The 14830-nt window shown below is 70.4% G+C and carries 14 protein-coding genes; 11 read left to right on the plus strand and 3 right to left on the minus strand.

Annotated elements, in window-relative coordinates; all coding sequences use genetic code 11:
* Positions 1-66: 66 nt before the first annotated feature.
* From ACZ48Z_RS26810 to ACZ48Z_RS26835, 6 genes are all read left to right on the plus strand, one after another.
* Positions 67-921, plus strand: coding sequence for an ABC transporter ATP-binding protein (locus ACZ48Z_RS26810; protein WP_468738433.1), 855 nt, complete (start codon positions 67-69; stop codon positions 919-921).
* A complete protein-coding gene (locus tag ACZ48Z_RS26815; RefSeq protein WP_468738434.1) occupies positions 918-2942 on the plus strand; it encodes an FtsX-like permease family protein in 2025 nt (674 codons plus the stop codon). Before ACZ48Z_RS26810 ends, ACZ48Z_RS26815 begins: the two co-directional genes overlap by 4 nt.
* A gap of 69 nt (positions 2943-3011) precedes the next feature.
* A complete protein-coding gene (locus tag ACZ48Z_RS26820) occupies positions 3012-4022 on the plus strand; it encodes a YdcF family protein (protein WP_468738435.1) in 1011 nt (336 codons plus the stop codon).
* Positions 4023-4147: 125 nt separating this feature from the next.
* Complete coding sequence (locus tag ACZ48Z_RS26825; protein ID WP_468738436.1) at positions 4148-4711, plus strand: MarR family winged helix-turn-helix transcriptional regulator; 564 nt, start codon at positions 4148-4150, stop codon at positions 4709-4711.
* A gap of 280 nt (positions 4712-4991) precedes the next feature.
* The gene (locus tag ACZ48Z_RS26830; protein ID WP_468738437.1) at positions 4992-5531 is read left to right on the plus strand and encodes a GlcG/HbpS family heme-binding protein; all 540 of its coding nucleotides are present in this window, start codon (positions 4992-4994) and stop codon (positions 5529-5531) included.
* A 292-nt stretch (positions 5532-5823) separates the two neighbouring features.
* Complete coding sequence (locus ACZ48Z_RS26835) at positions 5824-5994, plus strand: hypothetical protein (protein ID WP_468738438.1); 171 nt, start codon at positions 5824-5826, stop codon at positions 5992-5994.
* Between the two features lie 266 nt (positions 5995-6260).
* Here the strand turns inward: ACZ48Z_RS26835 and ACZ48Z_RS26840 are convergent, their stop codons facing one another.
* Entirely contained in the window at positions 6261-7541 is a 1281-nt protein-coding gene (locus tag ACZ48Z_RS26840; RefSeq protein ID WP_468738439.1) for a helix-turn-helix transcriptional regulator, read from the minus strand.
* 170 nt (positions 7542-7711) lie between these two features.
* On the opposite strand from ACZ48Z_RS26840, the gene ACZ48Z_RS26845 reads away from it, so the two are divergent.
* Positions 7712-8620, plus strand: a complete 909-nt coding sequence (locus tag ACZ48Z_RS26845; RefSeq protein ID WP_468738440.1) for an NADP-dependent oxidoreductase — start codon at positions 7712-7714, stop codon at positions 8618-8620.
* Between the two features lie 427 nt (positions 8621-9047).
* Here ACZ48Z_RS26845 and ACZ48Z_RS26850 read toward each other — a convergent pair whose 3' ends face one another.
* Positions 9048-9839, minus strand: coding sequence for an SDR family NAD(P)-dependent oxidoreductase (locus ACZ48Z_RS26850; RefSeq protein ID WP_468738441.1), 792 nt, complete (start codon positions 9837-9839; stop codon positions 9048-9050).
* A gap of 72 nt (positions 9840-9911) precedes the next feature.
* Between ACZ48Z_RS26850 and ACZ48Z_RS26855 the strand changes: the two genes are divergently transcribed.
* From ACZ48Z_RS26855 to ACZ48Z_RS26870, 4 genes are all read left to right on the plus strand, one after another.
* Positions 9912-10385, plus strand: coding sequence for a MarR family winged helix-turn-helix transcriptional regulator (locus ACZ48Z_RS26855; protein WP_468738442.1), 474 nt, complete (start codon positions 9912-9914; stop codon positions 10383-10385).
* 316 nt (positions 10386-10701) lie between these two features.
* Positions 10702-11157: a MarR family winged helix-turn-helix transcriptional regulator gene (locus ACZ48Z_RS26860; protein ID WP_468738443.1), complete on the plus strand. Its 456-nt coding sequence runs from the start codon at positions 10702-10704 to the stop codon at positions 11155-11157.
* A 424-nt stretch (positions 11158-11581) separates the two neighbouring features.
* Positions 11582-12841, plus strand: a complete 1260-nt coding sequence (locus ACZ48Z_RS26865; protein ID WP_468738444.1) for a sensor histidine kinase — start codon at positions 11582-11584, stop codon at positions 12839-12841.
* Positions 12838-13503: a response regulator gene (locus ACZ48Z_RS26870; protein WP_468738445.1), complete on the plus strand. Its 666-nt coding sequence runs from the start codon at positions 12838-12840 to the stop codon at positions 13501-13503. The genes ACZ48Z_RS26865 and ACZ48Z_RS26870 overlap by 4 nt, the downstream gene beginning before the upstream one ends.
* Positions 13504-13562: 59 nt before the next feature.
* Here ACZ48Z_RS26870 and ACZ48Z_RS26875 read toward each other — a convergent pair whose 3' ends face one another.
* Positions 13563-14726: an XdhC family protein gene (locus ACZ48Z_RS26875; RefSeq protein ID WP_468738446.1), complete on the minus strand. Its 1164-nt coding sequence runs from the start codon at positions 14724-14726 to the stop codon at positions 13563-13565.
* Positions 14727-14830: the final 104 nt, after the last annotated feature.

Below are 14830 nucleotides of genomic sequence, written 5' to 3' on the forward strand. Positions count from 1 at the left end.
GGCCCTGGCGACGTGCGCCGGGCTGTGCCTCGTCCTGTGCGCCCTCGTCACCGTCGAGGCCGCCCGATGAACTCGTACCGCACGACCGGCGCCCACCCCGTCCTGGTGGGCGCCGGTCTGAAGAAGTCCTACGGTCTGACCCGCGCCCTGGCCGGTGTCGACGTGTCCGTCTCGGCGGGCGAGTCGCTGGCGATCATGGGCCCGTCCGGGTCGGGCAAGTCCACCCTGCTGCACTGCCTCGCCGGCATCGAACGGCCCGACGAGGGCCAGGCGATGCTCGCCGGCGAGCGAAGCGAGACGGGGGTCCCCGCGGACGGAGCCTGGGTGAGTGTGGAGCAGCTGGGCGAGCCGCACCGCAGCGAGCTGCGCCGGACCCGCTTCGGCTTCGTCTTCCAGTCCGGCCAGCTGCTGCCGGAGCTGCCCGCCGACGAGAACGTGGCCCTGCCGTTGATGCTCGGCGGCATGCCTCGCCGCCAGGCGGTCCAGAAGGCGCGGGAGTGGTTCCCGCCGCTGGGCCTGGCGGGCATGGAGGAGCGGCGGCCCGGACAGCTGTCCGGTGGGCAGGCGCAGCGTGTGGCCATCGCCCGCGCGCTGGTCGGCAGCCCTCAGGTGATCTTCGCCGACGAGCCCACGGGCGCACTCGACCAGGTCACCGGCATGGAGGTCGTCGACCTGCTGGTCACCACCACCCGCAGGCACGGAACCGCACTCGTCGTGGTCACCCACGACGACGACGTGGCGCGCTGGTGCGACCGCACCGTCCGGGTCCGCGACGGCCGCCTGAGTGAGGACCACCGGACGCCGGACGGGGCCGCAGGCACGAACGCCGTGGCCCACGCTGCCCAGGCGGCTGGCCTCGCCGCCTGGGGCACGCCCGGACACCCGACCGGCTCCGACACGGACGCGAGGTACGACCGATGAGGGCGCCGAACCCGAGGACGGCCCTGGACCGCACCACCTGGACCCTGACTTGGCGGCTGACCCGCGCCGGAGGCCGCACCGGGCCGCTGGCCACCTCCCTGTCCGTCGGCGCGGCCGCCATCAGCACAGCGCTCCTGCTGCTCTGCGTGGCCGTCAACCTCGGCTTCCAGCAGCGAGCCGACCGCATCGAATGGCGCACCCCCGTCAAGTCCGCGGCTCCGGTCGCTGTCGAGGCCGTCGGCACCACCTTCAGTGGCGGTACCCCCGTCACGGTCGTCGACGTGGCACAGCTCCCGGGTAGGAAGGCCCCCGCCCCACCCGGCATGCCCCGCTTCCCCAAACCGGGCGAGGTGTGGGTCTCCCCGGCCCTCGCCGACCTCCTCCACCGCCTTCCCGCCGACCGGCATCCCGTGCCCGGCACCGCGGCGGGAACCCTCGGCCGCGCCGCGGTGGCCCACCCCGGCGAACTGGTCGCGGTCGTCGGCCACAGGCCGACCGCCGCCGCCGTCACCACCCCGCGCGAAGAAGATGCGCGCCGCCCCGGCGACACCGTCACCCCCACCCGGGTCGCCGACTTCACCGGACGGCGCTCGACCGACGGCATCGGCAGCGGGTACGTGGCTCTCGCGAAGATCGCCGCCATCCTCGTCGTCGTACCGCTGCTGGTCCTGGGCGCCTCCTCCGCCCGCCTGTCGGTCTCCCGCCGCGACCAGCGCCTCGCCGCACTGCGGCTCATCGGTGCCACCCCGGGCCGGATCGCCGGGATGACCGCCGCCGAGGCGGCCCTCACCGGCGCGGCAGGCGCAGTGCTGGGCACCATCGGATCCGGACTGCTCCTGACGGCCACCGCGCGGGTGTCCGTGGCGGGCGGCTCCTGGTACGCGGCCGATCTGTGGGTGGGGCTCCCGGTGCTGCTCGCCGTGCTCGCCGGTGTCGTCGCCATGGTGGTCGTCAGCGCGCTCGTCGGGCTGCGCCAGGTCGTCGTCGGCCCCCTGGGCGTGGCGCGCCGCTCCAAGCCACCCCGCATGAGCATCCTGCGCGCCCTGGCCTTCGTCGCGGTGATCGTGGGCTACAGCTTGTTCACCCAGGAGCACAAGAGTGATGTCAACGGCCCCCTGGTGTTCTTCGCCGTGGTCTTCCTCGCCCTGTCCGTGATCGGCCCGTGGGTGGTCGGCGTCCTCGGGCGGATCATCTGCGCCCTTGCCCAGAAGCCGGCGACCCTGCTGGCCGGCCGCCGCCTGCTGGACGATCCCAAGAGCGGCTGGCGTACGGTCTCCGGGCTCACCCTCGCCGGATTCGTGGCCGGGTTCTTCGCTCTCTTCGGGATCTCCGGCGTCTCGCCGTGGGGACATCCGGACACCCTCGCCATGGCTGTTCCCAAGGCTCGGTTGGCCGTGGTCCAACAGGAGGCGCGGCACCGCCTGGAACACGCGGGGATCACCGCCACCATCGGCACGAACACCGACTGGGTCGCCACGGGCGGCGGCGAGAACAGCGTCCAGGTCACCGCCACCATGCCCGGCGGCACCGAGCAGCTGGACCGCGCCCGCACCGCGCTGACGTCCCTCGTACCCGGCCAGTACCCGGTCACCGGAACCGACATCAACTGGTCGACCAGGTTGTTCGCAGACGACTTCTCCAACGCCACCCGGGTCATCCTCGGCGTCACCTTCATCACCGCGATCGCCTCCGCGGGCATCACCGCGGCCGCCTCCGTCCTGGACCGCCGCCGCACCTATGGCCTGCTCCGCCTTGCGGGTACACCGCTGCGGACCCTGGACGCGGCCCGCCGCAAGGAGACCCTCCTCCCCGTGGCCGTCCTCGCCGGCGGAGCAGCTCTGACCGGCATCTTCACCGCCGCCCCGCTCACCCTCGGCGAGGGCTCGAGTATCGAAACCGGCGGCCTGGTCCTGCTCGCCCTGTGCTTCGGCGTCGGCGTCGCGGGACTGCTGGCGGCCGGCGCGCTCAGCCGCCCGCTGCTCAGGTCGGTCACGGAGCAGTCAGGCCCACGCCCCGAATAACAGGCCACCGCCGTACCCGCATCCCGGGCCAGGGCAACGCCCCCGGATCAGCAAAGGTGACAACAACCCATGCCTGCCGTCATTTTCGCGATTCTCGCCGGACTGGCCTTCCTGCTCTTCCTGGCCCGGACGCGGCAAGACCCCCGCCGCTTCGGCAACGCCGTCCTGCTCGGACTGTCCCTCGTCCTGCTGACCGTGGCGCTGCTCGCGCGAGTGGCAGCCGGCAGCGCGCCCGCACCACTCCTCGCGGCAGTGACCCTCGCCTTCGTGCTGCTGGCTCTGGGGGTGCTGGCCCTCGCGTTCTTCCTGATCGCGAACGGGGTGACGATGGTCCGCAAGGAGGGCCGACGCCCCGCCAACCTGCTCTCCGGGCTGGCGGGGCTGGCCGTCCTCGGCTGTGTCACGCTCACCGTGACGGCCGCCGACGTCGACTCGGCGCCGTTGCGGCGCGTCGCCGGAGCGGTTCTCCTCGTGGCCGGCTACGTCTCGTACGTGTTCCTGTCGTTCCTCGCCTACGCCTTCCTCTACGCGCGGCTGAAGATCCGTCACGACGTGAACTTCGTCGTCGTCCTCGGGTCCGGTCTGATCGGCGGCTCCCGGGTGCCGCCCCTGCTGGCGAGCAGACTGGAGCGGGCGCGCGCGGTGTACGAGGCGCAGGCGGCGCGGGGTGTGCCGCCCGTGCTGGTCACCTCCGGAGGCCAGGGCCCCGACGAGGATTTGCCCGAGGCCGAGGCGATGGCCGACCACCTCATAGCCCGTGGCGTCCCGGAGCGGCATGGCGTACGGGAGAGCCGCTCGCGCAGCACGGAGGAGAACCTGCGCTTCAGCAAGGCGCTCATGCGGGAACGCGAGCCGGACCACCGGTGTGTGGTCGTCACCAACAACTTCCACGTCTTCCGCGCCGCCCTCACAGCCCGGCGCACCGGTGTGAACGGCCAGGTCATCGGTTCGCCCACCGCCGCGTACTTCTGGCCCGGTGCGACCATCCGCGAGTTCGCCGCGGTCTTCCTCCACTACCGGGCGGTCAACCTCGGCTCGTGCGCGCTGCTCGCCCTGATGGGATTCCTTCTCCCCTCCTGAGACGAACGTGTGCGACCCCCTCGTGCCAGAAGACCTTCTTGCGCAGGTTCACGAGCCGAATTTGACCGCCTGGTCGGCCGCTTCGCAAGGAAGGCCATTCATCCCTCGCGCATAGAATCCGCTTCATGGCCAAGAACCGCCCCGTGAAGCGGACCCGCAGCGTACCCGTCGGCGAACACAGCCCCGGCGGGCAAGCCGAGTCGGCAAGGGGCAGTGAGGCTGCGGAACCGTTCCGGTGGCTGAACGAGGAGGAGCTCCACGCCTGGATGGCCCTGGTCGGCATGGTGACCAAGCTGCCTGCGGCAATGGATCGGCAGCTCCAGCGCGACGCCGGGCTCACACACTTCGAGTACCAGGTCCTCGTGGGCCTGTCCCGGGCCCCCGAGCGCACGCTGCGCATGAGCGAGCTGGCCGACTTCACCGCGGGTCAGCTGCCGCGCCTGTCCCAGGTCGCGACCCGTATGGAGCGACGCGGCTGGCTCACCCGCCGCCCCGATCCCACCGACGGCCGGTACACCCTGGCCGGCCTGACCGACGCAGGAATGGCAAAGCTCGAAGCCAGCGCACCCGATCACGTCACCGCGGTCCGCCACCTCGTCTTCGACAGCCTCTCGCCCGCGCAGGTACGTCAGATGACCCAGATCGCCCGGCGCATCGCCCAGGCAGCGGGCAGCGCCGATTTCCACTGAGCCTTAAGGCCATGACGTCTCGGGTCAGGCACGAGACATGACTTCATGCGTGAAGTAAATCACTCGCGATATCAGTTGCGCCATGAAGTGACGCAGATGTAACTTCATGCATGAAGTGACTGGGAGGGGCGGGCGCGGCGCGGTGGCCACGCCATCGCCCGTCGTCCGCACCGGGCATCCATGGTCACCGGCAACAACCAGCCCGTCAGTGCGGGCAGAACGCCCAAGAAGATTCCGAGATGCGCAAGAACGTTCCCTACAAGAACGCAGGAGCAAAGCCATGACAGAAGAGTCCGGCAACACCCTGGCCACGAGACGCGGCATGCTCGGGATGGCGGGGGCGGTGGCAGGCGGAGTGGCGTTGAGCCAGATGCTCGCCGACAGCGCCTCGGCCGCCACCGACAGCATGAAATCGACCGCGACGCGGACGATCAGCCTGGCCCAGGCCCAGCGGCTCGCCGAGGCCGCCATCCGCTACGTCCGGGACCACACGACACTTCCACCCATGTATGTGCTGGTCGTCGACTCCGCCGGCGAAACCAGGGCATCCCTTCGCATGGACAACAACAGCTCGGCGGCAGCCGCGCTGGTACCCCACAAAGCACACACCGCGCGCACCTACCGGGCCGCCACCGCCGACCTGGCCACCAACATCAAGGACCCGGCCCAGATCGCTTCCCATGTCGCCAGTGGCGCCAGCCTGCTCCCCGGCGGCCGACCGATCTTCGAGAACGGCCAGTTCATCGGCGCCCTCGCGGTCGGCGGAGGCACCCCGGTCCAGGACGACGAGGTCGCCCGCGCCGCGCTGAGCGCACTCTGACCCTTCCCGCCCACCGCCGGACGGCGGCCGGGAAGACTTGGAAGTGCTCCGCAACCCGGCTTGGGGACCGGTTGCCCTTGACCGCACAGCGGGCCAAGCGCAGGCGTCCGATCTCGGGCAGGGGTGCGTTACGGGGGATCATGAGGGCCTTCCGGTTCGGTGCCGACGTCGCAATCCACACCGAACCGGGAGGCCCTCACCTTTCAGCCCTTCAGTCGCCGTAGCTGCCAACTGTTGTAGACCGCGTGTCGGGGAAGTGACTTTGACAGCCGATCAAGCTCATGGAGCGACCATGCTGCAGGTCGGAAACCTCGCCGAGTCCACCAATTTCCTCGACCAGCAGAAGGAGGAGACCGGTCCGGTCACCATCATCAACACGTTCGTCGCCTCGGAAGGCAAGGAGGCCGAGGCAGTGGCCGCCTGGACCGACGACATCGACGTCCTTCTCAACTCCGCCTGCTGAAGGGCGGTTCGACGCGTGCGAGGGATGTGCACAAGCGGACGTGCCCGGTGTCCGACCAAGGTGTCCGTAGCCTGTGATCAGCTCACCGCCCGAACCGGCCGAGCAATGAGTCACTCCGGTGCACTGGACGGAAACAGGTAACGCAGAAGGGTAGGCGAACCGGGGACGAGGACAGCAGACCTCTGCCCCATGCGCCAACAGCAACTGGACACCCCGGAAATCCTGGTCGCCGCTGCGACAGCCCGGTCGTCTGCCAACGGCACAGGCTATGCGGCGCCCCATTCGTGGGCGAGGGCGGCTGCCTCCCCGCGGGAGCTGACGCCCAGTTTGCCGAGGATCCTCGCCACGTGGAACTTCACCGTCGACTCGCTGATGTGCAGATCTTGGGCGATGTCCCGGTTGCGCCGGCCGCGGGCCAGCTGTCCCAGCACCTGCAACTCCCGTGCGCCGAGCGCGGTCAGCGGATCCTGACGCGGCGTGCTGGGCGAGGCGAGCGGGATCTCGAAGATCACCGTCGTGCCCCAGCCGGGCACCGCGTCCAAGTCGACCCGCCCACCGAGCGGTGCAAGACGCTCGTTGACCCGGCGGGCTTCGAGGGCGCCGCGGGACAGGGTCCCGGGTCCGTTGTCTCGTACGGTGGCGCGCAGTTCGTCCGTACCGACCTTCCAGCCGACGCGGACGCGGTGCTCTCCGTCACCTTCCGGACCGTGGCCCTGGTCGTCCAGTGACGCGTGCACGGTGGCCCGGACCACGGCAAGCAGCGTGTCGGTGACATCGGCGGGCAGCAAGCGGTCCGCGCCTTCCTCCACGCCGGGCGGGCCCAGCTCCAGCCGCACGTTGCGCGCGCGCAGGATTCGGCGCAACGACACGGCGAGCCGCTCAAAGGCGTCCGCGGCCCGCTCCTCCGCCAGCGACTGGTCGAGCTCAGCTCGTGACCGCAGATCAGCGAGGGCCGAAACGGCGACGTCGACAGCGCGCGTACGGGCGTTCGTGTCGTCCAGGGCGCGGTCGCGCAGGATGCCGAGCAGAGCGGTCAGCACGCCCCCGTGCGCGTCGCGGAGTTCGGCGATGGCTGCGGCCCGTGCCGCCGCCGCGGCTCGCGACGCGGCCAGCGACCCCGGGAGCGCCTCGGTCCGCAGACCGTCCCGGTGCGCGGCCACCAGGTCCCACAACAACTGGGCGGGCGTCAGATGCTCCTCCGGTACCGGGGTGTCCTCGGTCCGTACGACGACCAGCAGCGCGCTCTGCCCGGTGATGTCGCTTGTCAGGGCCAGCACGGGCACGTCGACACCCGCCACCCGCGCCCGCCCCTGCCAGTTTCCCCTCGCCGGCAGCAGCGGCCGCAGCGCGGCCAGGTCGGCGGCGGTGACGATGGAGCCGGGCCCGCCGGGGGACTCACCGTGGGTCAGGAACGGCGAGTACGCGCAGTTGCCGGAGAGCTGGGCGATCGTCCGGTGCGGAACAGCCTCCGCCAGGACGGCGGACAGGCGCAGCAGGGTCTCCGACAGCGGGGCCTGGATCAACTCGACTGCGGCCATCAGGTTCATGTCCGCCAGCGTAAGCAGTCGGTCCTCCCGTCGGATCGTCCTTTCGGCTGGTTGGAACCGTCCGAAAGGACAGTGGCAGCCCGGCCGCCCAGCCGGAGGCTGGAGGTGTAGTCCACGACCGGCCGCCGCCAAGGCGGCCTTATGCATACGTTCGACGGGAAGTGACAGGCATGAAGGCGATCTCGTACGAGGAGTACGGCGGTCCGGAGGTTCTGCGGCTGGCGGAGGTGACGGAGCCGCACGCCGGCCCCGGGCAGGTGCGGTTGAGGATCGTGGCCGCCGCCGTCAATCCCATCGACTTCAAGATTCGCCACGGCTGGGTCCAGGAGATGATGGGCCCCGTGTCCTTCCCCGCCGTCCCCGGCATGGAAGCGGCCGGCATCGTCGACGAGGTGGGGGAGGGCGTCACCGGTGTCTCGGTCGGGGACGAGGTGATGGCCTGGACCGAGACCGGCTCCTACGCCGAGTACGCCCTGGCCTCGGACTTTGCGCACAAGCCGGCCGGCCTCGACTGGGAGACGGCCGCCGCGCTGCCCGTGGCCGTCGAGACGTCCGACCGCGCGCTGGGTGAGCTCGCGGTGGGCCAGGGCGACACGCTGCTGATCCACGGAGCCGCAAGCGTGGTCGGCTCCGTCGGCGTCCAGCTCGCCGTGGGCCGCGGTGCCACCGTGATCGGTACGGCGTCCGAGTCCAACCACGACTACCTGCGCTCTCTCGGCGCGATCCCCGTGGGGTACGGCGACGGCCTCGCCGACCGGGTCCGCGCCGTCGCCCCGCGAGGCGTCGACGCCGTCTACGACGTCGCGGGCATCGACGCGCTGGATGTCTCCATGGAGCTGCGCGGCGGCACCACCGACCGCATCGTCACCATCTCCGACCCTCGGGCCTTCGAGCTGGGCATCACCTTCTCCGGCGACAACCGACGGTTCGGGCCGGAGCTCACCGAGTACGCCCGCCTCGCCGCCGACGGCCGGCTGAGCGTACGCGTCGACCGAAGCTTCCCTCTCGCCGACGCCGCCCAGGCGCACGAGCTGAGCGAGACCGGCCGGGCGCGCGGCAAGGTGCTCCTGCGCCCGTAGCGTTGGGAGGGCCGTGGAGAGATACGGCGTCGCCCTTCCGCGAACCCGTTGAGACCCTTCTCAAGGTCGGTGTGCCCGTTCGCGTCGACGCCATCGGTACCGTCGGCGTCCGGACGGGGCGCCGGGGTCAATCATTGCCCGCGCCCGCGCCCGCGTGTGCGGCATGCCGTCGCAGTCCGTTTCGGTGGCGGGATGGCCGCCGGGCAGGGTATCGAAGCCGCCGCCAACTGTTCCGCCGAGGCTCCCCAGGGCATGAGCATGAGCCTCGGCCGCGGTGAGGAACGGCGCCAGGGTTCGAGCACCGTGATGTCCAGCAGACTTCCGCAGTCGTTGACCTGGCGGTGCATGGAGTCGCACAGGTTCGCGACATGCTTGAAGATCCCGATGGCTGCGTTCGCGTCCCAATTGCACGCCTGGGGAAGGGGTTTTAACCCCGCGGTTCCGTGTAGCGAGCCGCGGGTGTCGGCTGGTTGCCGCCCCTGACGAAAGCGAGCTCTGCGGCGAGCAAGGCGTCCAGGGCTGAGTCCTGGCCCTCCAGACCGGGGGCGCAGACGGTCTCACCCAGGCGCAGCCCGGCCAGGCTGGCCGAGGCCACGTCCTCGGGCGACATCGCCCAGGGGATGCTGCGGCCGGCGCCGCTGTTCCACTCTGTTGCCACAACGCCGGGGCACACCACCTGGACGCGAACCGGAGTGTCGGCGAGCTCACCGGCGAGGGTGCGTGTGAAGCCCAAGGTGGCGGCCTTCGCAGCGACGTACAAGGTGCGCCGGGGTGCTCGCGAATCAGTCAGGCCCGCACTGAAGGCGAGGAGCGAGGCGACGGTGACGATCACGCCTTCGCCTGCCGCGAGCATTCCGGGAAGCGCGGCGTGGACCAGCCGGACAGGGGCGATGGCGTTGAGGGTGAGCAGGCGCTCGATGTCGGCGGGGTCGACGTCGGTGAGGGGGGCGTAGCCGCCGGCGCCGGCGTTGCTGATCAGCATGCGCACGTCTCCGGCGGCAAGCCGGTCGGTGACGGCGGCGATGCCGTCCTGGGTCATGAGGTCGGCGGGCAGCACCTCGACCGCTGCTCCCTGAGCGCGGAGTTCCTTGGCGAGGTCGGCGAGCCGGTCGGCGCGTCGCGCCACCAGGACGAGGTCATGTTCGTCCGCCAGGAGACGGGAGTAGGCGGCGCCGATGCCGGAGGAGGCGCCAGTGATCAGAGCAATGGTGCGATTCATGGGACCAAGTTTCCTCAAGTGGTAGGCATGTGTCAAACGCTTGACTCTCCTGAAGTGTCGTATCCTTCTCGCGTGATACGTGAAGACGAGGAGCCCGTCGGGCTCGGCGCGCTCGACCGGGTGACCTGGGCGTTGCGCCGCGCGGAGTTGGCGGTGCAGAGCCTCAAGGAGCAGCGGCTGCGCCCGCTGGGCATGGTGGCGGCGCACTACACGCTCCTGATCTCCGTACACGACGAGCCGGGGCTGACCGGTGCCGAACTCGCCCGCCGCCTCAACGTAACCCCACAGGCCATCGCCTCACTGGTGGCACGCCTGGAGAGTCGCGGGCAGCTGGAGAGACGTGAGCACCCCCGCCACCGTCACATTCAGGAGCTGCACCTCACCGACGCCGGTCGGGAGGCGTTGCGTGCGGCCGACGCAGTGATCGCCGACATTGAGCGACAGGTCACTGATGGCCTCGGCTCGGAGACAGCACAACTGCGAGCACTGCTCGACCGAGTCGCCGAGGCGGTTCGCGAGGTCTCAGTCCGCGATACCGTCGGTTGAGCGTCACTCCAGGCAGTGGCCTCCGAGGTGGCCCGCTTGGGAAGAGTGACACCATCAGGGCCGCCGACCGCACCCACACCGCGAGGATCACGCGGCAGATGCGCGGACGCGTCGGGAGCGAATGGGGGCGGCGGGAGCGAGAAACCTCCGTCACACAGCCTCCTGCCTTGAGGGGCACCCGGCATCACCACCGGCCACACGCCGGACTCTTTCGCGCGTTGTGAGAGATCAGCCGCTCGGCCAGATCAAGAGTGATTCATACACTTGAGGACAATCAAGCTACTTGCCAAGTGTCCAGGTGCCGTATTCTCATCGGGTGACAAAGGATGACGCACGACCGATCCCTGCCGAGCACCTGACCCGGGTGACCTGGGCCCTTCGGCGGGCGGAGTGGGCTGTGCAGGCCCGGAAGGACCAGCGGCTACGACCGCTGGGCATCGCGGCCGCTCAGTACACCCTGCTGATCTCCGTCCACACCGATCCCGGCCTGACCGGCGCGGAACTGGCCCGCCGCCTCAACGTCACCCCGCAAGCAGTGGCCTCCCAGGTGGCCCGCCTGGAGGATCGGGGTCAACTGGAACGCCGACCGCACCCGCGCCACCGCCACGTGCAGGAGTTGCACCTCACCGACGCCGGCCGCGACTCCCTACAGGATGCCGAGGCCGTGATCGTGGACATCGAACTGCGGATCGCCGAGAAGCTCGGTCCGAAGAAAGCCGCACAGTTGAGGGCACTCCTCGACGAGGTGGCCGAAGTGGTCCGGGAGGCGTGAGGCGGTGGGCTCGCCGACCTGCTCCCCTGTGACCGGTGTGGCTTCACAGGGGGTAGGTGTCTCGTGAGCCGACTGTTGGTCGGCAGTCATGCAGCGCACTCCCATACCGCCGTCGACGGCGGTATGCCGCGAGCCTCGTTGCCAGGCTGGCTGGTGCACCTTTACGCGGATGGAGCCTCGTCGGCCGCGCTCCCCGCGGTGAGTCTGCGCTCTTCACCGATGGGCCACCGACGTGGTCACGTCGGCACGGGCCACAGCCGGCGGCTGCGCCCCCAGCACGACGGCCAAGTGGTGACCCTCGCGCCGCAACGCGTGACCCCGGTTGCCGCGGTCACACCCTCAACCCGTTCGTACGCCTTCAGGCGTACGGGCAGGCGGCCGATCTGGCCGAAACCGAGGATCGGCACCTAGGGATGGTGAAGCCGTGATCGGACCGGTATCGCTGCAACGTGTCACCGGCGCTCACCCACGTCTGGTGGATGCGACCCTAGCCACCCTCGTGGGCTGTATCGGTCTGCTGCCCCAGCTGTTCGGGCAGTGGCCCGACGGCATCCGTCCATCGGGTGCCGACGCCGTCGCCGCGGTGGCCGCCTTCCTGCTTCTGCTGGCCCGTCGCCGAGCACCGATACCCGTCCTGGCGCTGGCAGTGCTTGGGGAGGTGGCCTTCACCGTCCTCGCGTCGTATCCGTCGCGGGCACTGAAGCTCGCCGCGTTGATATCGGTCTACACCGTGGCCCGAACGGTCCGTCGGCGAACCGCCCTGTTCGTCACCTTGGGCACAGCCCTCGCCCTGTACGCCGTCATGACCTGGGTGGCGGACTCGGCCTTCAGCCCGGAGGCCGACGCTGTGTTCGCCTGGACCGGGATGTTCGCCGCCGTCGGGGGCACTGTGCGCACCTGGCACGACTACGTCGCCGCGATGGAGGAACGAGCGCTGCGGGCGGAGGAGAGCAAGGAGGAAGAGGCCCGCCGCCGGGTCGCCGAAGAGCGGCTGCGCATCGCAAGGGAACTCCATGACGTGATCGCCCACCACATCGCCCTGATCACCATTCAGGCAGGAGTCGCCGGCCGCTTCCTTCGGGGCCGGCCGGATCAGGCCGAGGTGGCGCTCGGTCACATCCGTGAGGCCGGCCGCACAGTCCTGGACGAACTGGGCCCGCTGCTGCACGTACTACGGCAGCCCGGTGACGAGGCGGAGCCGACCGAACCCGTGCCCGGCCTGTCCCGTCTCGGAGGGCTCCTCGAATCGCTGGCCGCCGCCGGGTTGAGTGTCCGCCACCGGCAGGCGGGCCATCCGCTCCCCCTGCCGACGGCCATCGACCTGACTGCCTACCGCGTCGTTCAGGAAGGGCTGACCAACGCTCACAAGCACGGTGCAACCGCCGAGACGGACCTGCTCGTCGACTACAGGCCCGACGAACTGCGCATTCGAATCACCAACCCCCTGCACTCCGGCCCGTACCCCGCATCGGCGGCGACGGGCACCGGGCATGGGCTGACGGGCATGCGTGAGCGCGTCAACGCGGTCGGCGGCAGCCTCAATGCCGAAGCGGACGCCGACGGTTGCTTTCGCCTCGCAGTGCGGCTGCCGCTGCCTCCGGCCGGACCACCGGCTGACAACCGCACGTCAGATCGGTCCGGCACTGACCTGCCCGCCAACACCGTCGAGGGGAGGCAGGGATGACCATCCGCGTTCTGCTCGCCGACGACCAGGCCCTCGTCCGCACCTGCTTCCGCATGCTCATCGAGTCGGAGCCGGACATGTCGGTCGTCGGAGAAGCCGCGACGGGCGAAGAGGCGGTCGCACTGGCCCGCAGCACCCGAGCCGACGTCGTGCTGATGGACATCCGGATGCCCGACATGGACGGCCTCGCCGCCACCCGCGCCATCTCGGCCGACAAAGACCTTACGGGCGTACGGGTGCTGATCCTGACGACCTTCGAAGCCGACGAGCACGTCTTCCAGGCGCTACGTGCCGGGGCCGGCGGATTCCTCGGAAAGAGCGTGGAGCTCTCTTATCTCCTCGACGCCATCCGGCTGATCGCCCAGGGAGAGGCACTGTTGTCACCCAGTGCGACCCGGGCACTCATCGCCCACTACCTCACCACACCCGACCGCACGATGGCTTCGGCCCCGGAGCTGACCACCCTGACCGACCGAGAGCGTCAAGTGCTCGATTTCGTGGCGGCGGGTCTCTCCAACGACGGCATCGCCGAACAGCTCCACATCTCGCCCGCGACCGTCAAGACCCACGTGAATCGCATCATGGCCAAGCTCGGCGTCCGCGACCGCGCCCAACTCGTGGTGATCGCCTACCAGACCGGCCGCGCCCGCCCCGATGCCTGACCGGCCGAGCACCACTGGGCGCGCCGGGGGGCCTGTTCCGGAGGCGCCTGTGGCGGGGGTTACGGCGCCGTCACCAGACCGGACAGAGGCTGCGCGGGAAGGTGGATGGGGCCGACGCCGTGTGAAAGAGGCAGGCCCGTGCCGCGGTTGGTGTGGGCGATGATCTCCGACGTGATGGAGATCGCTGTCTCCTCGGGAGTAAGGGCTCCGATGTCCAGGCCGATCGGTGAGTGCAGACGTGCCAGTTGGTCCTGGGAGACGCCGGCTTCCCTGAGCAGGTCGACCCGGTGCTCGTGGGTGCGTCGCGAGCCCATGGCACCGACATAGCCGACAGGAAGAGTCAGTGCCAGACTCAGCAAAGGGACGTCGAACTTGGCGTCGTGGGTGAGGACGCAGACGGCGGTGCGGGCGTCGGTCTCGGTCGCCGTGAGGTAACGGTGGGGCCAGTCGGTGACGACCTCGTCGGCGTGCGGGAAGCGGGCCGGAGTGGCGAAGACCGGGCGGGCGTCGCAGACGGTCACCCGGTAGCCGAGGAAGCTCCCCGCCCGGCTGAGGGCGGCGGCGAAGTCGACGGCGCCGAAGATCAGCATGCGGGGGCGGGACGCGTGCACGTGGACGAGGACGGTGAGCTTGCGCGGGCAGGTGCCGTCGTCCGGGTCCTCGGATTCTCTCCCACTGCCGCCGACCTCGATCGAGCCGGTACGGCCCGCCCGCAGGAGCGCACGCGCATGCGCCACGACCGCCCGGTCCTCGCTCTCGACCCCGAGAGTGCCGTCGTGGGTGCCCTCGGCGGGGATGTGGAGCATTCGCCCGACGAGTACACCGGGACCGTCGACGACGTGGGCCACGGCCGTCGGGAGCCCCGCGGTCACGGCATCCAGGGCGGTGGCGAGCTGGGGTTGGGCGCCGGGCTCCACGCGCTGTACGAGGACTCCGATCTCTCCGCCGCAGGTCAGACCGGCGGCGAAGGCATCCGAGTCGGAATAGCCGAAGACAACGCGTGCGGGGGCAGCGCCGTCTGCCAGCACTTGGCGGCCCAGTTCGTACACCGCCGCCTCGACGCAGCCGCCGGAGACGCCACCGACCGCGTTGCCGTCGGCATCCACGGCCAGCGCGGTGCCGACCTGCAGGGGTGCGCTGCCTCTGACGTCGATGACGGTGGCGAGGGCGAACGGCCGGCCCTCGTGGCACCAGTCGTGCAGTGTCTCCGTGATGTTCAGCATGGGGGGCTTTCCGTGAGGTGTGCGTTGACGGGCCGTCGCCGCGCCCTAGGGGAGGAAACCGCGGCGACGGCCCTGGTACCCGGGTAGCCGCGTGTTGTGGGGTA

This window comes from Streptomyces sp. NPDC031225 (genome assembly GCF_055570355.1).